The sequence below is a fragment of the Myxococcaceae bacterium JPH2 genome (genome assembly GCA_016458225.1).
GTDB lineage: Bacteria > Myxococcota > Myxococcia > Myxococcales > Myxococcaceae > Citreicoccus.
The window spans coordinates 95,981-122,711 of sequence record JAEMGR010000041.1 but is presented as its reverse complement, the minus strand read 5'-3'; the positions used below and the strand labels follow the sequence as shown (position 1 = coordinate 122,711).

General features: G+C 69.8%; 24 protein-coding genes and 1 pseudogene. 18 read left to right on the top strand and 7 right to left on the bottom strand.

All coding sequences use genetic code 11. From position 1 onward, the window contains the following. The 6 genes from JGU66_34285 to JGU66_34260 all read left to right on the top strand — a co-directional run. Positions 1–349 (top strand): hypothetical protein (locus JGU66_34285; protein MBJ6765851.1); only part of this gene is annotated, 349 nt, incomplete at its 5' end. Between the two features lie 8 nt (positions 350–357). Then, positions 358–1,242 carry a carboxylating nicotinate-nucleotide diphosphorylase gene (gene nadC, locus JGU66_34280; protein ID MBJ6765850.1) on the top strand — a complete coding sequence of 295 codons (885 nt, stop codon included), beginning with the start codon at positions 358–360 and terminating at the stop codon, positions 1,240–1,242. A 232-nt stretch (positions 1,243–1,474) separates the two neighbouring features. Continuing rightward, entirely contained in the window at positions 1,475–1,876 is a 402-nt protein-coding gene (locus JGU66_34275; GenBank protein MBJ6765849.1) for an acyl-CoA thioesterase, read from the top strand. A gap of 59 nt (positions 1,877–1,935) precedes the next feature. After that, a complete protein-coding gene (gene glpX, locus JGU66_34270; protein MBJ6765848.1) occupies positions 1,936–2,901 on the top strand; it encodes a class II fructose-bisphosphatase in 966 nt (321 codons plus the stop codon). Between the two features lie 33 nt (positions 2,902–2,934). Continuing rightward, positions 2,935–3,360 (top strand): SRPBCC family protein, encoded by a 426-nt coding sequence (locus tag JGU66_34265; GenBank protein MBJ6765847.1) that lies wholly within the window; start codon positions 2,935–2,937, stop codon positions 3,358–3,360. Positions 3,361–3,694: 334 nt separating this feature from the next. Beyond that, the gene (locus JGU66_34260) at positions 3,695–3,874 is read left to right on the top strand and encodes a hypothetical protein (protein MBJ6765846.1); all 180 of its coding nucleotides are present in this window, start codon (positions 3,695–3,697) and stop codon (positions 3,872–3,874) included. Positions 3,875–3,969: 95 nt separating this feature from the next. Here JGU66_34260 and JGU66_34255 read toward each other — a convergent pair whose 3' ends face one another. Then, a complete protein-coding gene (locus JGU66_34255) occupies positions 3,970–5,040 on the bottom strand; it encodes an ADP-ribosylglycohydrolase family protein (protein ID MBJ6765845.1) in 1,071 nt (356 codons plus the stop codon). A gap of 79 nt (positions 5,041–5,119) precedes the next feature. Here JGU66_34255 and eno point away from each other — a divergent pair, with 79 nt between their 5' ends. The 4 genes from eno to JGU66_34235 all read left to right on the top strand — a co-directional run bounded on the left by eno (position 5,120) and on the right by JGU66_34235 (position 9,237). After that, the gene (eno, locus tag JGU66_34250; GenBank protein MBJ6765844.1) at positions 5,120–6,421 is read left to right on the top strand and encodes a phosphopyruvate hydratase; all 1,302 of its coding nucleotides are present in this window, start codon (positions 5,120–5,122) and stop codon (positions 6,419–6,421) included. 3 nt (positions 6,422–6,424) lie between these two features. Next, a complete protein-coding gene (surE, locus tag JGU66_34245; protein MBJ6765843.1) occupies positions 6,425–7,213 on the top strand; it encodes a 5'/3'-nucleotidase SurE in 789 nt (262 codons plus the stop codon). A gap of 2 nt (positions 7,214–7,215) precedes the next feature. After that, on the top strand, positions 7,216–8,175 hold the full coding sequence (locus JGU66_34240) for a M23 family metallopeptidase (protein ID MBJ6765842.1): 960 nt from the start codon (positions 7,216–7,218) through the stop codon (positions 8,173–8,175). Between the two features lie 147 nt (positions 8,176–8,322). Then, positions 8,323–9,237 carry a class I SAM-dependent methyltransferase gene (locus tag JGU66_34235; protein MBJ6765841.1) on the top strand — a complete coding sequence of 305 codons (915 nt, stop codon included), beginning with the start codon at positions 8,323–8,325 and terminating at the stop codon, positions 9,235–9,237. 9 nt (positions 9,238–9,246) lie between these two features. Here JGU66_34235 and JGU66_34230 read toward each other — a convergent pair whose 3' ends face one another. The 3 genes from JGU66_34230 to JGU66_34220 all read right to left on the bottom strand — a co-directional run bounded on the left by JGU66_34230 (position 9,247) and on the right by JGU66_34220 (position 11,069). Continuing rightward, positions 9,247–9,627 carry a hypothetical protein gene (locus tag JGU66_34230; GenBank protein MBJ6765840.1) on the bottom strand — a complete coding sequence of 127 codons (381 nt, stop codon included), beginning with the start codon at positions 9,625–9,627 and terminating at the stop codon, positions 9,247–9,249. 120 nt (positions 9,628–9,747) lie between these two features. Next, positions 9,748–10,023 carry a hypothetical protein gene (locus JGU66_34225; protein ID MBJ6765839.1) on the bottom strand — a complete coding sequence of 92 codons (276 nt, stop codon included), beginning with the start codon at positions 10,021–10,023 and terminating at the stop codon, positions 9,748–9,750. Next, on the bottom strand, positions 10,020–11,069 hold the full coding sequence (locus JGU66_34220; GenBank protein MBJ6765838.1) for an alpha/beta hydrolase: 1,050 nt from the start codon (positions 11,067–11,069) through the stop codon (positions 10,020–10,022). The genes JGU66_34225 and JGU66_34220 overlap by 4 nt, the downstream gene beginning before the upstream one ends. Before the next feature lie 55 nt (positions 11,070–11,124). Between JGU66_34220 and JGU66_34215 the strand changes: the two genes are divergently transcribed. Beyond that, a complete protein-coding gene (locus JGU66_34215; protein ID MBJ6765837.1) occupies positions 11,125–11,586 on the top strand; it encodes a YaiI/YqxD family protein in 462 nt (153 codons plus the stop codon). Positions 11,587–12,054: 468 nt separating this feature from the next. Then, positions 12,055–12,771 (top strand): tetratricopeptide repeat protein, encoded by a 717-nt coding sequence (locus JGU66_34210; GenBank protein ID MBJ6765836.1) that lies wholly within the window; start codon positions 12,055–12,057, stop codon positions 12,769–12,771. A gap of 73 nt (positions 12,772–12,844) precedes the next feature. Here JGU66_34210 and JGU66_34205 read toward each other — a convergent pair whose 3' ends face one another. Next, positions 12,845–14,089 carry a P1 family peptidase gene (locus JGU66_34205; protein MBJ6765835.1) on the bottom strand — a complete coding sequence of 415 codons (1,245 nt, stop codon included), beginning with the start codon at positions 14,087–14,089 and terminating at the stop codon, positions 12,845–12,847. Positions 14,090–14,100: 11 nt separating this feature from the next. Next, a complete protein-coding gene (locus JGU66_34200; GenBank protein MBJ6765834.1) occupies positions 14,101–15,216 on the bottom strand; it encodes an acyltransferase in 1,116 nt (371 codons plus the stop codon). A 148-nt stretch (positions 15,217–15,364) separates the two neighbouring features. On the opposite strand from JGU66_34200, the gene JGU66_34195 reads away from it, so the two are divergent. Both JGU66_34195 and JGU66_34190 read left to right on the top strand, forming a co-directional pair. Beyond that, the gene (locus tag JGU66_34195) at positions 15,365–16,588 is read left to right on the top strand and encodes a hypothetical protein (protein ID MBJ6765833.1); all 1,224 of its coding nucleotides are present in this window, start codon (positions 15,365–15,367) and stop codon (positions 16,586–16,588) included. 14 nt (positions 16,589–16,602) lie between these two features. Beyond that, positions 16,603–17,742 (top strand): tetratricopeptide repeat protein, encoded by a 1,140-nt coding sequence (locus tag JGU66_34190; protein ID MBJ6765832.1) that lies wholly within the window; start codon positions 16,603–16,605, stop codon positions 17,740–17,742. 16 nt (positions 17,743–17,758) lie between these two features. Here the strand turns inward: JGU66_34190 and lexA are convergent, their stop codons facing one another. Continuing rightward, positions 17,759–18,424: a transcriptional repressor LexA gene (gene lexA, locus JGU66_34185; protein MBJ6765831.1), complete on the bottom strand. Its 666-nt coding sequence runs from the start codon at positions 18,422–18,424 to the stop codon at positions 17,759–17,761. 197 nt (positions 18,425–18,621) lie between these two features. On the opposite strand from lexA, the gene JGU66_34180 reads away from it, so the two are divergent. The 4 genes and pseudogenes from JGU66_34180 to JGU66_34165 all read left to right on the top strand — a co-directional run bounded on the left by JGU66_34180 (position 18,622) and on the right by JGU66_34165 (position 26,722). Then, positions 18,622–21,954, top strand: a complete 3,333-nt coding sequence (locus tag JGU66_34180; protein MBJ6765830.1) for a response regulator — start codon at positions 18,622–18,624, stop codon at positions 21,952–21,954. Continuing rightward, positions 21,951–23,792: a HAMP domain-containing protein gene (locus tag JGU66_34175; GenBank protein ID MBJ6765829.1), complete on the top strand. Its 1,842-nt coding sequence runs from the start codon at positions 21,951–21,953 to the stop codon at positions 23,790–23,792. Before JGU66_34180 ends, JGU66_34175 begins: the two co-directional genes overlap by 4 nt. Before the next feature lie 33 nt (positions 23,793–23,825). Next, positions 23,826–24,785 carry a FecR domain-containing protein gene (locus JGU66_34170; protein MBJ6765828.1) on the top strand — a complete coding sequence of 320 codons (960 nt, stop codon included), beginning with the start codon at positions 23,826–23,828 and terminating at the stop codon, positions 24,783–24,785. A gap of 106 nt (positions 24,786–24,891) precedes the next feature. Continuing rightward, positions 24,892–26,722 (top strand): annotated as a pseudogene (locus tag JGU66_34165) (hypothetical protein). The last annotated feature ends 9 nt before the right edge of the window (positions 26,723–26,731 follow it).

Below are 26,731 nucleotides of genomic sequence, written 5' to 3'. Positions count from 1 at the left end.
GGCCGCCAAGGCGCCCGCGAAGAAGGTCGCGGAGAAGAAGACGGCCAAGGCGCCGGCGAAGAAGGCCGCGGCGAAGAAGACGGCCAAGGCGCCTGCGAAGAAGGCCGCGGCGAAGAAGGGCTCGGCCAAGGCGCCTGCGAAGAAGGTCGCGGCGAAGAAGGGCTCGGCCAAGGCGCCTGCGAAGAAGGTCGCGGCCAAGAAGGCGTCGGGCAAGGCGTCCGCGAAGAAGGTCGCTGCGAAGAAGGCTCCGGCCAAGAAGCTGGCGAAGAAGGCTCCGGCCAAGACGGCCGTGGCGAAGAAGGTCAACCGCGGGAAGTCACCGGCCCGGACCGGCAAGGCTCGTAGGTAGGAGGAGACGTGCAGCAGGATTACCTCGATCGACTCATCGACCTCTCGCTCGACGAAGACCTGGGGGCCGCGGGAGACGTCACGTCCCTGGCCCTGGTCCCCGCCGACGCGGAGGGCAGTGGCGAGCTGCTCGCCAAGGAGCAGCTGGTGCTCGCGGGGCTGGAGGCCTTCACCCGCGTCTTCCACAAGGTCGATCCCCGGGTGGAGGTGGAGGTGCTGCGGCGGGACGGCGAGGAGATCAAGCCGAAGGTGGTCGCCGCGCGCGTCCACGGTCGGCTTCGCTCCCTGCTCGCCGCCGAGCGCACGGCCCTCAACCTGGTGCAGCGGGCCGCGGGCATCGCGACGTTGGCGCAGCAGGCGATGACGTCCGTGCGCGGCTCGAAGCTCCTCGTCCTCGACACGCGCAAGACGCCGCCAGGCATGCGCGGACTGGCGAAGGAGGCCGTGCGGCTGGGCGGCGCCACCAACCACCGCTTTGGCCTCTTCGACGGCATCCTCATCAAGGACAACCACATCGCGGCGGTGGGCGGCTCCGTGACGGAGGCGGTCCGTCGCGCGAAGGCCCACGGCCCTCGGCTGGTGAAGATCGAGATTGAAGTCACCTCGCTCAAGCAGCTCACCGAGGCCATCGAGGCGGGCGCTGACGTGGTGATGCTCGACAACATGGACGACGCGCAGATTCGCGAGGCCGTGAAGCTCGCGGGCGGCCGGGTCCCGCTCGAGGTCTCCGGCGGTGTCACGTTGGAGCGCCTGCCTCGGCTGGCGAAGATGGGCGTGGACTTCGTGTCCATGGGCGCGCTGACGCACTCGGCGCGCGCGATGGACCTGTCGCTGGAGATCTCCGCCGCGAAGAAGTCCGCGCGCAAGCCGCGCGCCGCCGCATCGCAGGGGTAGGGCGCTCGAAGCGCCTGGAGCTCTGCTCGACTCAACGCGAGACGCGCCGTCACCCTTCGAGGTGGCGGCGCGTTTTTTCGTGGTGCCTCCTCGTGGGGGGACCCGGTGCGGCGTCTCAGGCGCGCTGGGCCAGCAGCCGAGAGCCACGGGCGCAGGGGGATGGTCAGAAGCCACCATCAAACGGCCGGCGTCCTTGGACACGGCGGGGCTCCCTGATATGGGCGGCCCACACATGGTCGAGGCACGGCTGCGCGTCATCTACGGCGACACGGACCAGATGGGTGTCGTGTACTACGCGAACTACTTTCGCTACTTCGAGTTCGCTCGGAGCGAGTTCTTCCGCGCACACGGTGGCAGCTACCGAGAGATAGAGCGCTCCGGGCTGATGCTGCCCGTGGTGGAGGCGAGCGCCCAGTACAAGGCCTCCGCTCGCTATGACGACCTGCTCGTCATCCGCACGTCGCTGAGCGAGCTGCGGCGCGCGTCCCTCGTGTTCACCTACGAGCTGCTGCGCGACGGGGAGTCGCCGGAGCTCTTGTGCCTGGGCCGCACGATGCATGCCTGCGTGGGGCGCGACGGCCGGCCCACCCGCATGCCCGAAGCCATCACCCGGTTGATGCCGCCCGACGCTTGACCCCGCGACTTCCGAACTCGACGTCCCACCGGATTCTTTGAAACACGAGGAGCACCACAATGGATCGCAACCTGGCAATGGAGGCCGTGCGCGTCACCGAGATGGCGGCCATCGCTTCGGCTCGCCTCATGGGCCGCGGCAACAAGAACGAGTCGGACCAGGTCGCGGTGGACGCCATGCGCCGCGCCTTCGACGCGCTGCAGATCGACGGCACCGTCGTCATCGGCGAGGGCGAGCGCGATGAGGCGCCCATGCTCTACATCGGCGAGAAGGTGGGCAAGCGCGGCGAGGGCGCGCCCGCGGTGGACATCGCGCTCGACCCGTTGGAGGGCACCAACCTCTGCGCCTACGGCCGGCCGGGCTCCATCTCCGTCGTGGCCATGGCCAGCCAGGGCGGCCTGCTCAACGCGCCCGACACGTACATGGAGAAGCTCGTCGTCGGTCCGCGCGCCCGGGGCGCCATTGACCTCACCAAGAGCCCCACGGACAACCTCCGCGCCATCGCCGAGCGGATGAAGGTCTACGTCGAGGACCTCACCGTGATGGTGCTGGAGCGCGAGCGCCACGCGGACCTCATCAAGGAGATCCGCGCCGCGGGCGCGCGCATCCGGCTCATCGAGGACGGTGACGTGGCCGGCGCCATCGCCACGTGCTTCGAGGGCACGGGCGTGGACGTGCTGATGGGCATCGGCGGCGCCCCCGAGGGCGTCATCGCCGCGGCCGCCATCCGCGCCACGGGCGGTGACATGCAGGGGCGGCTCGTTCCGCGCAACGCCGGGGAGATCGAGCGCGCGAAGAAGATGGGCATCACGGACATCCACCGCATCTACACGGCGGAGGAGCTGGCCAAGGGCGAGGTGATGTTCGCCGCCACGGGCGTCACCACCGGTGACTTCCTCAAGGGCGTGCGCTTCTTCGGCGGCGGCTGCGAGACGCACTCGGTCGTGATGCGCAGCAAGACGAGCACCGTGCGCTTCATCCAGTCCCTGCACAAGTTCGACAAGAAGCCGGGCTACGCTCTGTAATCCGTCCCACACCCTCGCATCCCGGAGTCATCCATGGCTGGCGCCACGCGGACCATCACCATCAATGCCCCCGTCGAGAAGGTCTTCGACGTCGTCATGAACTTCGACCGCTACCCGGACTTCCTTCCGGAGGTGAAGAAGGTCAGCACGTCCAAGCGCCAGGGCAACACGGTGGACGTGCACTACGAGGTCGAGGTGATGAAGCGGATCCGCTACACCATCCGCGTCACCGAGGACCGCCCGCGCCGCATGTCCTGGACCTTCGTCGAGGGCGAGGTCATGAAGGACAACCGCGGCAGCTGGGTGCTCGAGCCGGAGGGCGAGGGCAAGACGCGCGCGACGTACAACGTGGAGATGGCCCTGGGCGCCCTCGTGCCCAAGTCCATCGTCAACGCGCTCGTGGACACCTCGCTGCCCAAGATGCTGGACGCGTTCAAGCGCCGCGCGGAAGCGCCCTGAGTCGTTCCCACCCCGGTGTCCGGCGAGCGTGCAGGCGGGCCCCTTTTCGCGAAGGGGCCTGCCCGAATCGCGGGGCTTTGCCTGCGGGTTGGGCTGCTTGCGGGCCGCGACGGCGCTATTAGAATCCGCAGAAGGTTGCGCGGCCCCTGACATTCTCGCCACGGTCTCCCTGGCTTGGATGTCGGTTGGCGGACGGGCAACCATGCAGGATGGCTCCGGCGTGCCTAGAGAGGAACCAGGGTTCTTAATTTGCATCTGACGCATCTGGAACTGGTATTGGGGCGGGACGGCGGGCGTACATCGGGGTACGTAGGCTGAGGGAGAGACCGAACCCATGCTCGACGCCTTCATCATCGAAGAGATCAAGCGCCGCGAGCGGTTGCGCCGTGAGGAATACGAGCGACCCGTGGCGGAGCTGCCGCTGCCGATGCCCGAGGACCGGCCGCATCGGAAGACGGATACCGAGAACGAGAAGCCCTCACGCGGCGTGGTCGTCATCGACCTCTGCGTCTGAAACGAGTCGCCGCGGCCCCAGGGCCTCGGTGTGTACCCACGCCCGCGATGACTGTCCCCGGGGACGCTCACGCGGGCGTCGCGCATTTCCAGGGACTAGAGCGCCAGCGTCACGAGGTGGCGCGGGTGGTACACGTCCCACAGGGGCCCGCGGGACTGCGCGAGGACCTCCAGCACCATCCTGCGCCAGTCCTGCGGAATGGCCTCGTCGCCGTGGAAGGCCCCCAGGAGGGCGCCTGCGACAGCGGCATGGGCCTCGGTGTCGCCGCCCCGGTGGATGACGTCCAGGAGCGCGCCTTCCCACGACGGCACGTGCAGCAGCTCCCAGAAGGCGAGCCGGAAGGCGGCGCGCACCGCGTGGTGGGCCGGGCGGTGCAGGTGCACCTCGGGGCCGTAGAGCTGTGGGTCGTCCCGGCGGGCCAGCTCCAGATCCTGCCGCAGCGCGGCGGCGGCGGCGGCCACGTCCTGGATGGCGTCCGGCTCAGCGCGGCCCAGGGCGGCGCCGGCCAGGGAGAGGCCCGATTCCGCGGCGGGGATCAGGTCTTCGGCTTGGAGGTCGCTCCCGCCCGTCATCGCGTGGGCGATGGCCGCGTTGAGGGCGGCGCAGGCCAGCTGGCTGAGCGGGGCGAAGTGGGTGAGGGCCGAGTCCTCGAGCGAGGCCTGGGTGCGCGCCGGGGGATTGCGAGCGAGGTAGACGCCGAGCGGAGCGGTGCGCGCCAACGCGCCCGCGTCGGTGGACTTGCGGAAGCGGCGCAGCCAGATGCGCCGGCCCGCGCTGGGGACCAGCGGGGGGGCGCACTCCTGGCACTCGTCCAGCACTTCCTTCATGGCCTCGCTGACGGCGATGGCGTGGGGCTGCCACGCCCGATAGCGGCGGAGCGCGTCCAGGGCGTCGTAGCGCTTGAGTTCGCGCAGGCTCAGGCCCAGGCAGACGGCCAGCTGGGTGGGCTCCGTCACCTGTCCCTTGCGCAGGGCGTGGGGGCCGCCGCCCATGAGCGTCTGATAGGGCCCGTCCGTGAGCTGGGGAAAGGCCGGGGCGTAGAGCGCGCGGCCCGCGGTGGGGATGGCCAGGGCGTTGCCGACGGCCAGGCCCATGAGGGCGCCTCGGCCCCGGCGCCCGGGGAGTGGATCAGGCCCTGCGCGGGCGCGGCGACTGGGTGGAGGCATTCGGCGGGTGGACAGTGTAGCAGCCCCTCGCGTGAGCGTGCTTGCCCCCTCCGGTATGTCCTTCTAGAACCGGCTGCCTATGACTGAGATCGCTCAAATCCTGGCGCGTGAAGTGCTCGACTCCCGTGGCAACCCCACCGTGGAGGCGGAGGTTCAACTGGTGGGAGGGGCTCGGGGCCGCGCGGCGGTGCCCTCGGGCGCCTCCACGGGTGAGCACGAGGCCATTGAGCTCCGCGACGGCGACAAGGGCCGTTACCTGGGCAAGGGCGTGCGCAAGGCCGTCGCCCACGTGCTGGAGACGCTGGCCCCGGCCCTCATCGGCGAGGACGCGGCGGATCAGGTGGCGGTGGATCGCCTCATGCTGGAGCTGGATGGCACGCCCACGAAGTCCAAGCTGGGCGCCAATGCCATCCTCGCCGTGTCCATGGCATGTGCTCGCGCGGCGGCCGAGGCGCATGGGCTGCCCCTGTACCGCTACGTGGGCGGCCTGCAGGCCCGCACGCTGCCGGTGCCGCTGATGAACATCCTCAACGGCGGCGCGCACGCGGACACGCGCGTGGACGTGCAGGAGTTCATGGTGGTGCCCGCCGGAGCGAAGAGCTTCGCCGAGGGCCTGCGCTGGGGCGCGGAGGTGTTCCACGCGCTCAAGAAGATCCTCAAGGCGCGCAAGCTGGCCACGGGCGTGGGCGACGAGGGCGGCTATGCCCCGGACCTCCCGGCCAACGAGGAGGCGCTCAAGCTCATCATGGAGGCCATCGACGCGGCGGGCTTCAAGGCCGGCGAGCAGATGTTCCTCGCGCTGGACGTGGCCGCCAGCGAGTTCTTCGACAAGGCGTCCAAGAAGTACAAGCTCAAGGGCGAGGGCAAGGAGTACGACGCCCAGGGCCTGCTGGACTACTACCGCGGCCTCTCCGAGCGCTACCCCATCGTCTCCATCGAGGACGGCATGGCGGAGGACGACTGGGACGGCTGGAAGAAGCTCACCGACGCGCTCGGCAACCAGGTGCAGCTCGTGGGCGATGACCTGTTCGTCACCAACGTGGAGCGGCTGGAGCGCGGCATCGCCAGCGGCGTGGCCAACTCCATCCTGGTGAAGGTGAACCAGATTGGCACGCTGACCGAGACGTTCGACGCCGTGCGCATGGCGCACCGCGCGGGCTTCACGTCCATCATGAGCCACCGCTCGGGCGAGACCGAGGACACCACCATCGCGGACCTGGCCGTGGCGCTCGACTGCGGGCAGATCAAGACGGGCTCGGCGTCGCGCTCGGATCGCGTGGCCAAGTACAACCAGCTCTTGCGCATCGAGCAGGAGCTGGGCGCGGGCGCGCGCTACGCGGGCATGGGCGCGATGCGCTCCCTGGCCAAGAAGAAGAAGTGAGCCGTGAGCGCTCCTCTTCCTCGCATCCTCGTCTCCAACGACGACGGCTACTTCTCCGAGGGACTCCAGGCGCTCGTCGAGGCCGTCAGTCCCTTGGGTGAAGTGTGGGTCGTGGCGCCTGATCGCGAGCAGAGCGCCGCGTCGCACGCCATCAGCCTGCATCGGCCGCTGCGCATCAAACAGGTGCGTGAGCGGTGGTTCGCCGTGGACGGCACCCCGACGGACTGCTCGTATCTGGCGCTGGTGCACCTGCTGAAGGATGCTCGTCCTCAGCTCATGGTCTCCGGCATCAACCACGGCTCGAACCTGGCGGACGACGTCACCTATTCAGGGACGGTGGCCGCGGCGATGGAGGCGGCCCAGCTCGGGGTGCCCGCCATTGCGTTCAGCCTCGTGTCTCGGGGGCCGTTCGACTTCGGGCCCGCGGCGCGCTTCGCCCGGTCGCTGGCGCAGTCCGCGCTGTCTCGTCCGCTGCCGCCTCGGATGCTCCTCAACGTGAACATCCCCGGAGGCGTGGAGCCGGACGGCTACGTCGTCACGCGGCTGGGCCGGCACTCCTACGGCTACGACGTCGTGGAGAAAGAGGATCCGCGCGGCCGGAAGTACTACTGGATTGGCGGCACGGACTACCAACACGAGGACATCCAGGGCAGCGACTGCAACGCGGTGCACTTGGACAAGCGCGTGTCGGTGACGCCGCTGCACCTGGACCTGACCGACCACGGGCGTATCGCGGGCCTCACGAGTTGGACGCTGGATGGCTTCCAGCGGCACGACCCGGACGGTGCCTGAGTTTGCCGAGACGGGGCACCAGCCGCGCGGAGCACGTGCTCCGGGTCCTCCTCGTGGCCGCGCTGCTCGGCGGCTGCGCGGGGACCCGGGCCTCCAGTGGGTTGGGGGACGGCGTCCTCCCCGAGGCGCCGGAGTGCTCGGGCGCGGGGAAGGGGAAGAAGGCGGCCGGTGAGCCGCTGCCCTTCGCCCTGCGCCCCGCTCACGTGGAGCCCGAGCTGGTGGCCATGCGCCACACCGTGGCTCCCGGCGAGACGATGTACCGCATCGCCAAGACGTACGGCCTCACGGTGGAGGAGCTGTCCAAGGCCAACGGCATCTCCGACGCGCGGGCGATCTCGGTGGGGCAGGAGCTGACCATCCCCGGCACCGCGTCCGGCCCGGTGGAGATGGAGTCCTCGGGACACGTGGACTCGGATGAGGAGCCCGAACTGGTGCTCTCCTCTCCGGGCTCCGCGCCGGTGTCCTCACCGCGTCGTGCGCGACCTCCGGTGGCGCGGCGAGAGGATCCACCGCCCGCGCGAGGCCGGGTGTTGTCGGGACGTCCTGGCTCTGCGTCCGCGCGTCCGCGCGTGGCGACACAAGGGCTGCTCGACTGGCCGCTCAAGGGCGTGCTGTACGGCCGGTTCGGCAAGAAGGGCAAGGAGCCGCACGACGGCGTGGACCTGGCGGCGCCCGCGGGCACGCCCGTGAAGACCGCGCAGGAAGGCACCGTGCTCTATGCGGGCGAGCAGAAGGGCTATGGACTCATCGCCATCGTCGAGCACTCGGCGCAGCTCATCACGCTGTACGCCCACAACCGCGACCTGCGCGTGCGCACGGGGCAGAAGGTGCGCCGGGGGCAGGTCATCGCCACCGTGGGCGAGTCCGGCAAGACGTCCGGACCGCACCTGCACTTCGAGGTGCGCGTGGACGGAAAGCCCATGGAGCCGCTCGACTACCTGGGGCCGATGCCGCCGTCGTGAGCGCCCGCCCCGTCGAGGGATTGACAGGAGGGGGCTTGTTGTTGTAAGGTGCCGAAATTATTGATGTTTTGTTGATTCGCCTGAAGCCCGGGTGCTACTCGAAGGTGCATGCGCGAGGCCTGTCTCGCGCTCCCGAGGAGCCGACCCATGAGCGAATCCACGCCGAGCGTCACCGCGCTGATCAGTGCGTTCACCCGCGCGCACCACGCCCGGAACGACACGCCCCGAATCTTCGATGACTTCCTGGCGGAGCAGCTCTTCGCGCCCGAGGAGTGGGCGACAATCAGTCAGCATCTGGGATCGGCGGCCGCGTACTTCGCGCCGGAGGACTGGGTGCCCGGGATGGCTCCGGCTGTCGCCTTGGCTCGCTCGATGCGGGCGCTGGGCGCTTCCATTTCGCTGTCTCGGGCGCGCTACACCGAGTCGCTCCTGGTGGCCTCGGTGCCCGAGGGCATCGCGCAGTACGTCATCCTGGGCGCGGGCCTGGACACGTTCGCGTACCGGTGCCCTGAGTCCGCGCGACAGGTGCGGGTGTTCTCGTTGGACCACCCCGTCACGCAGGCGGACATGCGGCGCCGCGTGGCGCGGGCGGGATGGCGCGAGCCCCCGCGGCTGCGCTTCGTCCCCATCGACTTCTCGCGAGACGCGCTGGAGGACGTGCTGCGCGAGGCGGGCTTCGACTCGCGTGTGCCCGCGTTCTTCAGTTGGCTGGGCGTGACGTACTACCTGCCACGCGACAGCGTGCTGCGGACGCTGCGGTCCATCGCCACCGTGGCGGCGCGTGGCAGCACGGTGGTGTTCGATCATCTGGAGACGGAGGCCTTCGTGCCGGAGCGGGCCTCGACACGGGCGCAGCGGTTGTTGGCGGCGGTGCGACAGGCGGGCGAGCCGATGCGGACGGGACTCGATGCCGCGGAGCTGCCCGCGCTGCTGCGCGAGGTGGGGCTGACTGCGCGCGAGCAGCTCACGCCCGCCGACATCCAGGAGCGCTACTTCGCGGGGCGGAGCGACGGCTACCGCGCGTTCGATCACGTCCACTTCGCGGCGGCCGTCGTCGCTTGAGCGCGGGGCTCACGCCTTCGTGAGTTCAGGCAGCGGGCCGAAGAAGCCCGTCACCCGGCGCAGCTTGCCCTCGGGCGTCAGTTCGCCCACGTCCATGCCGGTCATCGCCACGGTGCCCTGGGGCGTCATCAGCTCCCACGCGAAGCGGACGAATCCGTTGTGCGAGTCGATGCCGCTGGCGCGCCGGAACGCGTGCCCCGGGAACTGGGAGTGCAGCGCGCTGATGTGCTCGCTGATGCCGGCGTGTCCGCTCGACGCGAGGGGCGGATCGATGAGCCGGCCCTCCTTGTCCCAGACCTGGGCGATGACCGTCGCGCGGCGATCGAGGTTCAGCTCGTTCCAGGCGGCGAGGTAGAGGTCGATGATCTGCGTCAGCTCGGTGGCGGTCATGGGGAGGCTCCTCGGTGGTGACAGGGTTCACGCATCGGCGCGCGGGCTTTTCCGTCGCGCCGATGGGTGTCTTGTACGCAGGAGGCCGAGGTGCCGCGATGACGCGCGAGGTAATGGCCCTCAGGGCTTGGGTTCGGACGGCGTGTCGATCGCGTCGAGCACGTGATCGAGCGCCTTGCCCACCTGTCGCGTGACCAGCCGAACCATTCCGTACGAGCCGGACAGGGCCAGGTCATGAATGCCGTGGGCCACACGCGCGGGCTTCTCGAGGCCGGGCACCTGCTCCAGCAACTGGAACGGGGTCGCCGCGCTGTTGCGGTGCACCTCCTCGATGGCGGTCGCGCCATGGTCCACGGCGTCCTGCACCAGGTTCTTCAATCCTCGCCAGCGCTTCATGCGGCCTCCGGGGCGAACCACTCGCGAATGAGGGCATACACCTGTTCGTGATGCGCGATGGCCACGTGGTCGATGGCGTTCACCACCTTCACGTTCTCCTGGGGAAAGACGGGGCTGCGATCCTCGGGCTTCGCGCGCCCGGTCGCGCTCGACACGGGCACGACGCCGTCGCCGAAGAGCAGCGAGACCCAGTTGCGCTCGTCGCGTGACAGCGCGCCGGCGATGAGGTGATGGGAGATCGTCGGCAGCAGCGGAACGGGGTGTCGGCGATTCTGGAGCGGCACGGTGGGATCGGCGTCTTGCCAGTCCTCGTGCAGCAGGTTCGCGTAGCCCATGTCCTTCACGCCGTTGCTGCGCAGGTCCGCCACGTCCGCCACCAGCCGCGTATAGGCATTGGGGATGGCGCGCAGCACCCACGACACGGCGCTTCCCACGCGCTCCAGCGGGCTGCCCAGGTGGGGTACGCCGAGATAGAGCGCCTGTTTCACGTGGGAGAGCCACGTCAGTGAGTCCCGCGCGGCGACGTGGCAGGCGCTGCGCACCACGAGCCCGCCCATGCTGTAGCCCACGAGGACCAGCTCCTCGATGGGCACGGGGAACTCGGTGACGAGTGTCTCCAGCAGGCGCGCGAGGGCGGCTCCGTTCTCGGAGACGTGGAGCCCCGTGTTGTACCGGAGGTAGAGCGGGGTGAGGCCCGCGTCGCGCTCCAGCATCGCGCCATACGTGCGGGTCGCGTCGCCCGGGAAGGCCCAGATGGACTCGGTGACCGCGAGGCCGTGGACCCACAACGCCAGCCGACCCGTCGAGCGTGGATAGGCGCGCTGGAGCGCCTCGCGGGTGAGCGCGACGGGCTTGCCCTCATGGTGCAGCGCCATGGAGATGGCGAGGCCGTTGTCGTTCGCGTGGAGGTAGTCCCCGACCACGCCGTTGAGGACGCCGAGGGCGAGGTCCACCTTGCCGCCTCCCACGCGGGGGGCATCCGCGGGGGCCTCGGTGTCGAGGGAGGGCTCGGGCGAAGGGTCCGGCGGTGTCTCGGGATTGTGCATGGGGCGGCCTCCTCGGGCTCCCAGTCTTGGGGAACCCTGCGACAATGACAGGCTCATGCGAATCTGGGTGGATGCAGATGCCTGTCCGGGCCCCGTGCGGGAGATCCTCGTGCGGGCGGCTCAGCGCCTGCGGGTGCCGGCCGTGTTCGTGGCCAACCGCCCGCTCGGCCTGCCGCGCTCCGAGTGGGTGTCGAGCGTGCAGGTGGGCGCCGGGCTCGACGTGGCCGATCGCCACATCGCCGCCACGGCCGAGGCCGGTGACCTGGCCGTCACACAAGACATCCCGCTCGCCGCGCTCCTCGTCCCTCGGGGCGTGGTGGTGCTGGACCCGCGCGGAGAGCTGTTCACCGAGGAGAACGTCCAGGAGCGCCTCTCCGTGCGCAACTTCATGCAGGAGCTGCGTGAGAGTGGCGTGACGACAGGCGGGCCCAGCGGCTTCTCCGCGAAGGACCGCCAGGAGTTCGCCGCGGCGTTGGATCGCGAGCTGACTCGGCTGCTCAGGTCGTCCGGTCGCTGACATCCCCCGACACACGCATCGCGTCATCCCTCCCGAACGTCACGGGCATGCGTTCGGCTCGGACGCTCGCGCGTTCTCGGCGGACGCGGTGGTGCGGTGCGCCACGTGGCGGGTTGTGACCTTTCGAGCAACACCACTGTTGGCTTTGTGACATCCGGCGCCACGGAGCCACCCCTCGGGCCTCCGAGTCCCACGGGACTCGTGGAGGCCCCGTCCTTGCAGTGGCATGTGCCCATCAACTCCCGACTCCGCGCGTCCGTTGCGGTCCGGGGGCACAGACATCGCTCGATACGCCGGGGGGGCCGGAGCAGGTCGGGGGGCCTGAACCGGGCGCCGTGCACCGGGGTGGGGCCCGCGCCGCCTCCAACGGCGGGGCCCGCCCCGGTCGACGCGGCCCGTCTCGACGGTGGCTGTGTGCAGCTGGGGCTGGTAACGAGTCGCCTCGCATCCACCTGGGAGCGCGAGTCGATGGAGCACAACGGGCGCAAGGCCTGGCCACGAGAGCTGTCCGAGCCGCTGCGGGAGGTGGATCGCCTCCGACGCAGCGGGCGCTACACCCAGGCGCTCGGGCGGATCCGCGCGCTCGCCGAGGCACATCCGGACCAGGTGCGTGTCCTCATCGAGCTGGCGCTGACGCTCGGAGTCTGGGGACGGGCTCCGGCCGAGGCGCTCGTGTGGTTCGAGCGCGTGCTGGAGCTGGCGCCGGGCCATCTCGCGACGCGCTTCCACCACGCCCTCATGCTCGCGCGGCTCGGGCGCCACGCCGAGGCCGTCGCGGGCTTCGACACCGCGGAGGCTGGAGGGTTCCGCAAGCCGCTCGTGCTCTACATGAAGCGCGCGGAGTCCCTGGAGGCGCTCGACCGTTTTGCCGAGGCGGAGCGGGATTGGACGCTTGCGCTGGCGGAGGATCCTGGCAACGCCTGGTTGCTTCAGCGCCGGGCCGGAGCGCGGGCGCGGCTGGGGCAGGTGGATGCGGCCATTCGGGACCTCAGCGCGGCGCTCTCTTCGCAGGCGGGCGATGAAGTGGACGCAGAGCTGCTCCACGCGCGGGCCGTTCTGCGCGCTCGCGCTGGGGACGGGGTCGGTGCTCGCGCGGACTTCGAGGCCGGCATCGCGGCCCTTCGCAGGGGGGACCCTCCCGGGCTGCTGGAGTCGCTTCAGGAGGGATTGCGCGAGACGGTGTGAGCCGCTCGCTCCCTGGCGGTGCTGAACGCCGCGCGGGGCCGAGCAAACGGCCCTCGCCGCGGTGGCGCCGGACTCAACGCGGCGTCGGGGCGGGCGCGTCCTTCAGGCGCCCATGCTTCTTCATCACGCCGACGAAACGGTCCACGGGCAAGCCATACACACGAGTGCCCTGGGCGCTCGTCATGGTGTCGGACGCGAGCATCGCGTTGAGGATGGACTCCTCGGTGGCCTGCACCGTGGCCTCGAACAGCGGGTTGATCCGCTCGTGGTCGAGCATGCTGACGGTCGCGACCGGTGCCCCGGTGGGCGGGCTCGCGGCCTGCGTCGAGAACGCGAGGAAGATGTCGCCCGAGTAGTTCTCACCCAGCCCGCCCATCTTGCCGATGGCCAGCGGAACGCGGTGCGCGAGGCGCTCCAATTGATGCGGGAGCAGCGGCGCGTTCGTGGCCACCACGACGATGATGGAGCCCTGGCCCTCGGGCAGGGGCGCTCCGGTGCTGGCCCGCTGCGAGCACGGACGCAGCTTCGCGGTGAACTGGCCCTTGGGCGCGATATCGCCGGTGTAGCAGGGGAGCAGGTCCGCCAGCTCCTCGCCGACGGGAACACCCGCGACGGACAGCAGGCGTCGGCTGCCGTAGTTGCACTGCACCAGCACGCCCACGGTGTATCCGCCCGCGTCGTCCGGGAGCTGACGCGAGGCGGTGCCGATGCCGCCCTTGAAGCCATGACAGATCATCCCCGTGCCGCCGCCCACCGAGCCCTCCGCCACGGGGCCGGGGCGAGCCGCGTCCATGGCCTGGAGCGCGTGCTCGCGCTTCACGGGGAAGCTGTCGATGTCGTTGAGGAAGCCGTCCCATGTCTCGGCGACCACGGGCAGGCCCAGGTCCCAAGCGAGGTCGCGCTGCTGCGCCCACGCAATCACGCCGTCACGCACCGCGCCGATGCCGTTCGTGTTGGTGAGCATCACCGGCCCCGACAGCAGGCCGGACTCCTTGATCCACAGCGTGCCGGTCATCTCCCCGCTGCCGTTGAGCGAGTGCGTCGCCGCGAAGACCGGACGCGCCACCGCGTCGCGTCCGAGCGGGAAGATGGCGGTGACTCCCGAGCGCACCTTGCCGGCCTTGAGCGTGACGTGCCCGACCTCCACGCCGGGCACGTCCGTGATGGCGTCCAGCGGCCCCGACTGCCCGCCGAAAGGAATGCCCAGGTCCCGAGCCCGGGGACGCGGTGCTCCTTGGGCTCCGCCGGTTCGGGGCAGGAGGCACACGAGCCCCAGGAGGGCGAAGAGGAACGCGGAGCGACCAGCGGACGGGGACATGGGGACCTCGATCAGGAAGCAGGGGTTCCAAGTGGGGGCAGGCGTGCGAGACCAACGGCGCGCTCGAAGGACTCTCGCATGCGAAGCATGGGGCGCTCGACAATCCGATGCAGGAGCCACGCCGTCGCGAGGATGGCGGGTGCGCACGCGAGGACCGTCACGACGTCATAGGCCCCGAGCCCATGGGGCGCGAGCGCATCATGAACGGCGTGAACCACCATCTTGTGCGTGAGGTAGATGGTGAAGGCGAGCGTCGCGAAGAACTGGAGCCCCGGCACGCGGCCGAGGATGCGTGATGCCGCCGGACTGGCCAGGGCCACCAGCACGCAGGAGTACCCCAACGAGTACAGCGGGAAGCTGAACACGGTGGACTCCCACGAGGCGCGATCCGCCCCCACCCAGGCCGCCAGCGCGAGGCTCGCGAAGCCCAGCGCACCAGGCACCCATGGCGTGCCGGTGACGCGGGCCCACAGCGCGGGACGGTACACGCGCGCGAGCGCGAGCAGCACGCCACACGTGAGGCCATCCAGGCGTGCATAGGTCGGGTAGTAGAGCAGCGTGTCGTAGTCGTTCCACACGGGAGCGGACTCCTCCACGTTCGCGAAGAAGCGCTGCCACAGGACGCCGCGGACCACGGCCCCGAGCACCATCAGCACCCCGGAGCCCACGAGGACGTGGCTCGCCCGAGCACGCCGCAGCGCCAGCACGAGCAGCGGGAGGACCAGATAGAAGTGCTCCTCCACGCACAGCGACCACGCATGGGAGAACGCGTTGAAGTGCAGTCCGAAGTTCTGGGTGAAGGTCAGGAAGCGCCACGCGGGCGTCACCAGGGTGCGCTCGCGCAGCGCGGGCAGGAACAGGTAGACGGCCAGCACCACCCAGAAGCTCGGCAGGATGCGGAAGGCGCGGCGCAGATAGAAGCGGCTCAGGGACGGCGTCTCTCCACGTGCCACGGGCTCGAGGAGTTGGCCACCGATGAGGAAGCCGCTGAGCACGAAGAACAGCTCGACGCCCGTCCAACCCACCTTGGAGAGCGTGAGGAACGCGTCGGGGGCCCCGCCCTTCGGGTAGTGCCACGTGATGACGAGGAGAATCGCGAGGCCTCGAAGTAAATCGAGCCCCGGCAAGTGACGGGAGACAGCGCTGGGAGTGGTCACGGGAGTTCGGGCGGAAGAAGGCGCCCAAGCCTACTGCCCCCTTTTTCACCGAGCGATTTCGTGGCGAGTGCGCCACCGCCCTCTGGGCGCCGGGCCGGGGGAGGGTAGAGTGTCGCGCGTGCCGCGCCTCCTCCCGCTGCCCGTCTGCCTGCTCGCCATCTTGGCCGTGCCCACCTGGGCGCGGGGCGCATCGACTCCAGCGCCCGTCGCGGAGACGCCTGCCCCGGCGCCCGTGAGGGTTGCTCCCCCCCAGCCCGTCTCGGAGTCCGTGCCCGCTGCTCCGGAGGGCGAGGAGTCCAGTCCCTCTGGCCCGGAGCACGCCGCCGCCCCATCCATTCCGCCTGTCGTGGAGACTCACGAGGCGGGCAAGGCCACCGGAGCGACCGAGGCCGTACAGCCGTTGACCACGGCGATGCTGCCGCTCGAGTCCAACCCCGCCGCACGCGACGTCGCGCCCGGAATCACCTCGCTCGTGGCCAGTCGCCTCGCGGAGTCCCCCCGCCTGCGCGTCGTGGGACAGCGGGACATCCAGGCCGTCCTCGATGCCGAGCGCCAGCGCCAGCTCCTGGGCGATGCGTGCAAGGAGGGCAGTGGCTGTCTCCAGGAGCTGTCCTCACTCGTGGGCGCGCGCTACGTCGTCACCGGGCGCATCGACCGCTTCGGCAGTCAGTTCCTCCTCACCACCAGCTTGATGGACACGGTGAGTGGACGCAGCCTCGCCAAGCCTCGCGCCGAGGCGTCCGACACCGCGGCGCTCCTGCGCATGGCCGAGGCCGTCGCGGACGAGCTGTCCGCCGCGCTGCTCAATCCTGGCGGCGCTCCCGTGGCTCGGCCGCTCTTGGGGGGCTCGCCTTCCGCGCCGGGCGGCGGACTGACGCTGGGGCTGCGCATCAACAACAGCTTCATCGACAAGCTGGCGTCCCTGAACCCAGGCGTGGACCTGGAGCTGGGGTACTGGTTCCACCCCGAGTGGCAAGGCTTTCTCCAGGTGGGCTTCTCACTGGTGCGCTCGAATGGGGAAGGGCGCGAGGGACGCATCAACATCCTCCCGAGCGTCCTGGGCGCGCGCCACTATCACCGCCTGGAGTCCTCGCTGCGGCCCTACTGGGGTTTCGGCCTGGGCGTGCAGCTGTCCTTCGGCGACTTCGGCATCTTCCAGAACACGGGCCCTCTGCCCACGGTCGTGGGCTTCCTGGGCGCCGAGTACCTCATCGCGGGCCACGTCGGACTCCAGCTCGAGCTGGGCACCAACCTGGCGCAGGCAGTGCTTGGCCTCGCGGACGGTGGGCTGGGTGACGGCCTCAACCTCGACGTCAACGCTGGCATCGCGTATCACTTCTGAGTTTCGGAGCCTCCATGTTCCCGCGTCTGCGCGCCCTGCCGCTCCTCGCCCTGCTGGCCAGCACCGCCTGCAACGAGACCCCGACCATCGACCCGAAGGACCGTGCCGAGGGCCTCTACATCAAGGGGTCGGCCGAGTACCTCCAGGGCAACTTCGAGGCCGCGCTGCTCTCGTTCAACGAGGTGAAGCAGATCCTCCCGGATGATCCGCGCCTGCCCGCCGCGCGCGGCGAGGTCTACCTGTCCATGAGCCGCCTCGACGACGCGCTCAAGGAGTTCGAGACCGCCGCGAAGATGGACCCCAAGCGCTCCACCAACTGGAGCCGCCTGGGCTTCATCCATGCGCAGCTCGGCCGCGTCGACGAGGCGCAGAGCGCGCTGCGCCGGGCCCTGGCCCTGTACCCGCACGACTTCAACGCGCTGGAGCAGCTCGGCGAGCTGGACGTCAAGCGCAACCAGCCCGACGACGCCGTCCGCCACTTCCGCCTCGCCTCGGAGTCCGCGCCGGACGCGGAGAAGTCCCCGCTGCTGATGCGCGCCGTGGACGTGCTGTCGAAGCAGGGGCGTCACGAGGACGTGCTCGCGACCGCCAAGAAGGCCGTGGACCAGGGCGTGCGCTCGGCGGAGTTGCTCACCACGCTGGGCGATGAGCTGGTCCGCGCCGCGCGCCTCCCCGAGGCTGTCGAAGCCTACCGCGAGGCTGCCAGCAAGGCGCCGCGCGACCCGACCCTCTGGGAGCTGGTGGGGGAGATCCAGACCCGGCTCGGCAAGTCCGCCGACGCCCTGGCGTCCTATCGCGAGTCCCTGCGTGTGAAGGACCGCGCCGTGGTGCATGTGGCGCTGGCCCGGCTGCACCTCGCCCGCGAGGACCGGAAGGCCGCCGAGGATGAGCTGAAGCTGGCGCTCGACACCGTCTCCGGCTCGGACGTGCGCGAGCTGATGGAGCTGGCCAACCTGCTGTCCACCTTGGGACGCAAGGCGGACGCGCTGCGCATCCTCTCCAGCCTCAGCGCGGAGCCGGACCACGCCAAGGACGTGGAGCTTCAGCTCACCACCGCGCGGATGGCGAAGGACGTGAAGGACGTGGCCACCCAGAAGGCGGCCTGTGCCCGTGTGACGACCGCGGGGGATGGCGGCGTCACGAAGTGTCCGTGACGCCCGCCCGCGGGTGCTACGCGCGCCCGCCCTGGAGCTTGCGGTACACGCCCACCACCTGACCCAGAATCATGGTCGAGCGGAAGTCCGTGCGGCTCACGTAGATGGGCTGCATGGTGGCGTTCGCCGGCTGGAAGCGGATGCGCTCGCCCTCCGGGTAGTAGCGCTTCACCGTGGCCTCGTCCTCGATGAGCGCCACGACGATTTCCCCAGGCTGCGCGGCCGGCGTCTTCTTCACGAAGAGGTAGTCCCCGTCGTAGATGCCGTCGTCAATCATCGACTGTCCCTTGACGCGCAGGGCGAAGACCTCGCGGCCGTTGACGCCTCCCAGGAGGAAGCTGTCGATCTTGACCGAGTCCTCCATGTTCTCCTGGGCGAGCGCCGGAAGACCGGCGGCCACCTTGCCCAAGAGGGGAATCTCGACCATGCCGGCGTCCTTGCGGACCCCGAGCCCCAAGAGCAGGCGAGCCCGCTTGGTCGGCACCAGCGAGCGGCTCTGCTGCTCTCCCCGGTTGAGGTAGCCCTTTCGCTCCAGGGCCTTCAGGTGGTCGTTCACCCCGTTGGTGGAGCGGATGTCCATGTGCTCCCCAATCTCCCGGATGGTGGGAGGGAAGCCGCGGACCTCTGTCTCCTTGACGATGAAGGCCAGGATTTCGCGCTGGCGGTCGGTGAGCTCTTCCATGCCGCACTCCCTTGCTCGCTGGGCACGCGGACGTGCGAGTACCCAGGCAACAAGCTTTCAGTGCTCCATGCTCCCTGAACATACGTGTAGAGTCAATGCGTTCAGTGCTGCCACCCGCACCCAGGGTGAGCACCCAACGTCCGCGTTTCTCACATGTTGAGGAGCGGTGACGAACTCAGCGTACAATTCTGGCCGCCTTGTCCGATCTCCGCCACACGTTGCTCTTCGTCGACGACGAGGCCGACGTCCTGGACATCCTCACCCGGATGTTCTCGCGTCGGTACCGCGTCCTCACCGCCACCTCCGGACGCGCGGCGTTGGAACTGCTGCGGCGCGAGACGGTGGACGTCCTCGTCACGGACCAGCGCATGCCCGAGATGACGGGCATCGAGCTGGTCACCACGGCGCGAGGCGAGGGAATCGACGTCACGACCATCCTCCTCACGGGCTACACGGACCCGGAGGACCTCATCGCGGCCATCAACCAGGGCCAGGTCTACCGCTACGTCACCAAGCCCTGGGACGTGAACGACCTGCTCATCACCGTGAAGAACGCGGTGGAGTTCGCCCAGCTCAAGCGCGACAAGGAGCGGTTGCTCCGGCAGCTCCACCAGCGAGTGGAAGCGCTCTTCGTCCTGTACGAAGTCAGCCGCGCGAGCGCGAATGATCCGGCCAGCTACGACGCCATCATCGACCGCGTGCTCACCGCCGTGGCGCGCATCCTGCCTTACGACTGCGGCGCGGCGCTCATTGCCCCGGACGGCTCGCGCGGCGCATCGCTGCGGCTGCGCTGCATGGGCACGGTGGGCGAGCAGGCCCTCCTGGGCGTCAAGGAGTCCATGCTCGGCGCCTATCGCAAGAGCAGCGGGCTCCTGCTCCCCGAGGACCGCGTCATCACCCGCGTGGCGGGCACCACCACGCAGGACGCCACCGCGCCCGCCATCTACGCCAGCCAGCTCACGGTGAACCTGATGGCCGGCGGCCGGCCCGTGGGCATGCTGTCGCTCTTCTCTCAGCGCCCCAACGTCTTCACCGAGGACGACGGCGTGCTCCTGGACGTGCTCGCCAATCAGACGGCGGACGCCATCCAGTCGCTGCGCTCGGCCGAGGAGGAGGCCCGCCACCGCATGGAGCGGATGGTGGAGTCCATGGCGGACGGCGTGGTGCTCACCGACGAGAAGAACGACATCGTGGTGATGAACCCCGCGGCGCGCCGCCTCTTGCGCGCGGGAGAGGACCCCGCGGAGCTGACCAGCCGGATGATGGAGGAGCGGCTGGGGTTCGCGCCGTTCCAACTGGTGCGCGGCTGGGAATACAGCGGCAGCCAGGTGCTGCGCGAGGACGTGGTCCTCTTCGAGCGGCACGTGCAGACCACCGTCACCCCGGTGAGCGACGCGCGCGGCACGCTGCGCGGCGTGTGCGTGGTGCTGCGCGACATCACCGAGCAGAAGCGGTTGGAGGAGCGCAAGGACGAGTTCGTCTCCATGGTGAGCCACGAGCTGCGCACGCCGCTCACGTCCATCACCGGCGCCCTGGACCTGGTGCTCAACTTCATGGCGGGGGACATCAACGAGCGGCAGCGCCGCTACCTGTCCCTGGCCAAGGACTCCACGGAGAAGCTCAACGGCATCGTGGATGACCTGCTGGACCTGTCGAAGTTCGCCAAGGGCCGGCTGCGGATGAACTTCGAGGTGGTGTACCTGGAAGAGCTGGTGCACCGCGTGGTGGAGAAGTACGGGCCCGCCTTCGGTGAGAAGAGCGTGCGCGTGGTGCCGGTGCTGCCACAGCACCCGCTGCGCTCGGTGGCGGATCCGAACCGCATCAACCAGGTGCTCAACAACCTGCTGAACAACGCGGTGAAGTTCACGCCCGAGGGCGGCGAGGTGCGCGTGGAGCTGCGCGCGACCTCGAGCCTCCCAGGCTACGTGGTGCTGTCGTGCTGGAACAGCGGCGAGCCCATCGCGGAGAGCAGCCTGGAGCGCATCTTCGATCGCTTCGAGCAGGCGCGCACCGCGGCCAATCGGACCGTGCGCGGCACGGGCCTGGGGCTGGCCATCTGCCGCAACATCGTGGAGGCCCACGGCGGGCGCATCTGGTGTGAGCCGTGCCCGGATGGCGTCCGCTTCATCGCGGTGCTGCCCACCGAGCCGCCGCACGAGTTGATGGGCGCGGAGTCCCTGGAGATCAACCCGCAGCCGAAGCCCACCGACGTCAAGCGCGGCAAGGTGCTCGTCATCGAGGGTGAGCCCGAGGTCGGTCACATCATCAAGGCGCTGCTGGGCGCGCGTGGCTACGACGTCCGGCTGACGGTGACGGCCGAAGAGGGACTGGGCGCCGCGCGCAACACGCATCCGGACGTGGTGCTCGTGTCCGTGCGCCTGCCGGACGTGGAGGGGCTGCGGCTGGCGGAGATCCTCCGGCATGATCCGGAGACGCGCCGCGCGCCGCTGTTGCTCACCTCCGCGTTCGACGAGCGCCAGCGGGCGTTCCGCGCGGGTGCCGACGCGTTCCTCGTGCGCCCGCTGGCGGCGGACAAGCTGCTGGCCACGGTGGACTCGCTGGTGCGCGGCAGCGCGGGCGCACCGCATGGACGCGTGCTGGTGGTGGACGACGACGCGAAGATCGCCTCCATCTGCCGCGAGGTGCTGGAGGGCATCGGCTTCGATGTCGCGGTGGCCGCATCGCTCGAGGAGGCGCGCCGAGGATTGCGCGAGCGCCGGCCCGACGTCATCCTCCTGGATGTGACGCTGCCGGATGGTGACGGCTTCCTCTTCTTGGAAGAGATCAAGGCCGAGCGCGCCAGCGGACACATCTCGGTCATCTTCATCTCCGCGCGGGCGGAGACGTCCTCCAAGGTGCGCGCGCTCAAGCTCGGCGGGGACGACTACCTCACCAAGCCGTTCGACGCGCTGGAGCTGGGCGCTCGCGTGGAGAGTGTGCTGCGCCGCAAGGAGCAGGAGCTGTCGTCGTCGCCCACCACGCAGTTGCCGGGCTCCACCGCCATCGAGCGCGAGGTGCAGCGGCGGTTGTCGGCGCGGCGGCCGTTCGCCTTCTGCTACCTCGACCTGGACAACCTCAAGGCCTACAACGACTACTACGGCTTCGCGAAGGCGGATGGCGTGGTGCGGCAGACGGGCGACCTGATGCGGGAGATCTTCCAGCAGGAGGGCGCGCCAGGAGACTTCCTGGGTCACGTGGCGGGGGACGACTTTGTCTTCATCACCTCGCCGGAGTCCGTGGACCGCATCTGCCAGCGGACCATCGAGACCTTCGACCGCATCATCCCGCTGTATTACGACCGACAGGATCGCGAGCGCGGCCACATCGAAGCGGAGGATCGCTTCGGGGAGAAGCGTCGCTTCCCCATCATGAGCGTGTCGGTGGTGGCGGTGATGACAGACGGCGTGTCGCATGACCACGCCGAGCTGGCCCGTCGGGCAGCGGACATGAAGAAGCAGGCGAAGGCCATCCTCGGGTCGGTCTTCCTGCGGAATGACCGCGAACGGGTGGTACAGTCCGTGGCCGGGTGAGGCTCTACCAGCAACTGGTCCTCTTCATGCTCGCCGCGACGGTGCTTCCTTTGGCCGCCGTCGGTTTCCTGTTGTTGTCACGCGCCGAGGCGGAGCTGGCCGCGCGCATCGACGCCGAGCACCGCGCGCTCGCCGCCGCCACCGCCGAGGCCGTCGCCACCAGCTTGATGGAGGTCGTCAACGGGCTGGCCCGCTCGGCGGAGATGATTGATTGGGAGCGCGCCACCGCCGAGGAGTCTCGGGGCGGCCTGGCGCTCTTGTACGGTCAATCCCCCACGGTGAGCGCGGTGCTCAAGCTGGACGCGCAAGGGCATCCGTTGGGCAACGCGGTGTATCGCGAGCAGTCCGTGGGCGGGCACCCCGGGTTCGATCCTTCGGGCCTCACGCAGCTCGTTCGCTCCGTGCCGGTGCAGCCGCTGCGCGGAGGTGGCAAGGGCCAGGCCGCGCTGGGCAGCGCCTACGTGCACGCGCGCAGTGGTCGGGCCGCGATGGCCGTGGCGGTGAAGCTGGCGGACGGCGAGGGGGCTCCGTTCGCGCTCGCGGAGGTCGTCTTCACCCAGTTGGAGGCGCTCTTGCGGCGGCGCGCGGCGGACTCGATGGCGCGCCTGGATTTGGTGGATGGCGACCGGCGCGTGCTGGCCAGCTCGGATCCGGCGCGACGGATGGGTCCGCTCGAGCCCGAGTTGGGGCGCGTGCTCGGCGCGAGCGTGGGCCCGGAGGTGGCGCACAGCTTTCGGGTCGAGGCGCTCGCGCGTCGGGTGAGCGTGGCGCGCGTGCCCGAAGGGCTGGGGCTGGATGTCATTGTCGCGGTGGATGAGTCCGCGGCGCTCGCGCCGGTGCGGGCCATGCGGCGCACGGTGCTGGTGTCCGTGGGCGCGGCGCTGGGCGTGCTGCTCGTGCTGGGCGGGCTCTTCACCCGACGCGTCAACCTGCGGTTGGCGGAGGTGGTGGCGGGCGCCGAGGCCTACGGGCGTGGCGAGCTGGACCGCCGCGTGCGCGTGTCCGGCCACGACGAGCTCAGCGCGCTGGCCTCCACGTTCAATCGCATGGGCGCGGAGCTGGAGGCCGCTCGCGCGCGGCTGCTGCGATGGAACGACGACTTGCGCGCGCGTGTGGACGAGGCGACGTCCGACCTCAAGGCGGCCCAGGCGCAGTTGCTGGAGGCGCAGAAGCTGGCCGCGGTGGGGCAGCTCGGCGCGGGCGTCGCGCATGAGATCAACAACCCGCTGGCGGGCATCCTCGGCAACGTGCAGTTGCTGCTGTTGGATCGCAGCGTCGCGGACCCCGATGTCGACACGCTGCGGAAGATTGAGCAGAGCGCCAAGCGCTGCAAGGAGATCACCCAGAACCTGCTGCGCTTCTCTCAGCAGCGCGAGCGCGCGGACCTGCGGCCGGTGGACCTCAACGCCGTCATTCGCGACGCGCTGAGTCTCACGGAGAACCAGACGCGGGGCGAGGGCATCGAGCTGAACACGGAGCTGACCGCGGGCCTGCCTCGCGTGAAGGCCGACCCGGGACATCTGTCGCAGGTGGTGCTGGCGCTGTTGTCCAATGCGCGCACCGCGATGATGAAGTCGCCCACCCGCAAGCTGACGCTGCGCACCGGGACGCGAGACGGCGCCTGCATCCTGGAGGTGGAGGACACGGGCAAGGGCATCGCGCCGCACATCCGCCCGCGCATCTTCGAGCCGTTCTTCACCACCAAGGATGTGTGGTCCAACGTGGGGTTGGGACTCAGCGTGGCGTGGCGCATCGTCACCGAGGCGGGAGGGACCTTGGAGGTGCGCTCGGAAGAGGGGCAGGGCGCGTGCTTCACCGTGCGACTTCCCCGAGCGTGACGCGCGTGCGAGTGTGGTAACGAGGTCGCCCGAATGGCCGCTCCCCCCACCCGACGCCCCATCCTGTTCCTGCTCGGACTGGTGCTGATCCTGGCCGCCTTGCCGGTGGGGTGGTTCGTATTCCTTCGTGAGCCGCCCGCGCCGCCGCCTCCTCCGCCGCCTCCTCCCGTGGCGCGTCCAGTGGAGAAGAAGCCCGTTCAACTGGAAGTGGGCGAGCTGACCGGCACGGTGGAAGTGCGGCACGGCGGTGGCTCATGGGAGCCCGCGCGCCCCGGTGTGGCGCTGCATCCCTCGGACGCGGTGCGCACGCTCGAAGGGGGCTCGGTGGTGCTCCTGGGCAACGAGTCCGTGGAGGTCCACCTGGAGCCGAGCACCGAGGTCTCCGTGGAGGAGCTGACGGACTCGCTGTCGCGCATCTTGCTGGGCAACGGTATGGCCACCGCGATGGTGCGTCCGGGACAGCGCCACACGTTCGAGGTGCGGGCCGCCGGCAGCGACGCCGTGGCGCGCACCGGCGCCGGTACGTTCACCATGAGCAACAACGGCGCGGGCACCGTGGCGGTGGGCACGCGCGAGGGTGAAGTGACGCTGCTCGGCCAGGGCAAGGTCGTCATCGTCCGCGCGGGACAACAGTCCGTGATCCGCCCGGGTCAGGCTCCGACCGAGCCCGCGCCCGTGCCGAGCAGCCTGCTCCTGAAGGTGGACTGGCCCGTGGAGCGCGAGCGACGCAAGCGCGAGCTGCTCGTCACGGGCCGCACGGACCCCGGCAGCCGCGTTGCCGTCGAGGGCGTCTTCCTCACGCCCGATGCGGAAGGTCGCTTCACCCGGAAGGTCGTGCTCCAAGAGGGGCGCAACACCGTGAACGTGCGCGCGGTGGGCGTGGGCGGCGCGAAACAGGAGGAGAAACACGACGTCGTCGTGGACACGACGCCTCCTGCGATGAGGCCAGACACCCAGGACATCTGGAAGTCTGCAAAGGGCGGAAGTCCGTAGCCTGCTCGGCCAGGGGACGAGCAATCACCTTGACCCCTGGTCGAAGGGCTCCCTACACTCGTGCGAAGACGTTCCTGTACAAGGGCAATCCTGGACGAAAGTCCTGGTGCGCAAAGCCGCGGGGCCTGACGTACGGCCGGCCGTGACCGCCGTGGGAGATGATCACCGGGAAAGGACCGCCCGGACCCACCGTTCCTTGTGCGGGCATGGGTTCGTCGTCTCGGAGTCCTACCGGGAGGTCGCTTCCGATGCTGCGGACACTCGCCACTCTCATGGGCCTGCTTCCGGCGCTCGCATCCGCCGAGGGTATGGTCTACCAGTCCCTCCAGGGCACCACGACTGTCGTCAACAATGGTCCGGGCGATCAGACGGATCCCCACGTCAGCGGCGGTTGGGTCGCGTACACCAGCGAGTCACGCGGCACGAGCGAGATTCGGTTTCACGACCTGACGTCCGGCGCGGACGAGGGCATCCCCAACAACGGCGCGTTCGACTTCGTGTCGGACATCAGCGGCAGCACGGTGGTGTTCACCCGTGTGAACAGCGCCAGCGCCATCTTCACCTTCGATGTGGCGAGCAAGGGCCCTCCGGTGGAGCTGGCGCCCGAGGTCGGCAGCAGCCGGCGCGCGGCGGTGATCGGCGGCTCGACGGTGTCGTGGCAGGACTTCGGCTACACCGGCAGCTCGATTGCGCCGGAGATCGCCGCGTTCGATCTCCAGAAGGGCACGCTGACGCGGCTCACGGATGATCTCCAGTTGGATCGCGACCCGTCGGTGAGCCCGGATGGCGCGGTGGTGGTGTGGACGAAGTGTGATCCGCGCGGCCTGCAGTGCGACATCTACCAGGCGTCGAGCACGAAGGGCGGCTACCTGACGACCCAGGTGACGGGCGCCGAGGGCGAGGAGTCGCAGCCCGACACCAACGGGAAGGTCATCGTCTACGCGAGCACGCGCACGGTGAACGGCGTGTCGGAGCGGGACATCTACTGGAAGCCGGTGGGCGGTGGCATCGAGCAGCGCCTCGCGCTGCCGGGCCCGGACTCCAACCCGAGCATCAGCGGGGACCTCATCGCCTTCGAGCGGCAGGACCCCACGGCGCCGACGCCCAACTTCGACATCGTGCTGTATGACATGAAGACGCAGACGCTCTACCGGCTGACGGACTCCGACGCGAACGAGAGCCTCACGGACTTGAGCGTGGAGTCGGATGGCACGGTGCACGTCGTGTGGGCCGTGCCGGAGAACGGCGACTCCAACGTGCGCGCCTTCAGCTTCAAGCTCCCGCGCGAACCCCAGTGTCACCCCGCGCCCGACGCGAAGGCGACGCCGGAGCAGGTGTGTCAGCTGTCCGGCTCGTGGCCGCTGCTGGCTTCGATGGAGGTGGCGCGCACCACGGGGCAGCCCAACGCGGTGTCGCTGGGCTTCGGTGGCTCGGGGCAGGGCGTGCTGTGCGTGGACAACGGCTTCAATGGCGAGCGCGCGACGTCCGGCTGGGTGTGGATCTCCAACAACCCCGTGGTGGACCCCTCGGAGTTCAAGCAGAGCGTGGCGCTCGTGGCCAAGTCGGTGGCGCTGGCGGGGAACAACTCGCTGGCCGCGCTCATCTCCGGCAAGGCGGGCAGCTCGTTCCGGATCCGCGCGTACGGGCCGCCGGGCGAGGTGTGCGAGCGGCCACAGCTCACCGAGACGGCGCCCTCGGGAGCGAGCACCGTGGTGGGGACGCGCGTGGTGGCTGAGTCGGTGCCGGTGATTTCCGCGACGGCGTCCGCGGTGCCCTCGTCCGTCTTCGTGCGCGAGGGGCCGGTGCGCGGCATGGCGGCGGGAACGGGGTGCAGCGCGGGGGGCGGTTCGCTGACGCTGTCCGGCGTGCTGCTCGTGCTCGCGGCGCTGATCCGCTCACGGCGGATCCCCACGGGGGCGGCGCTCCGGAGAGGGTGAAAGAAGTTC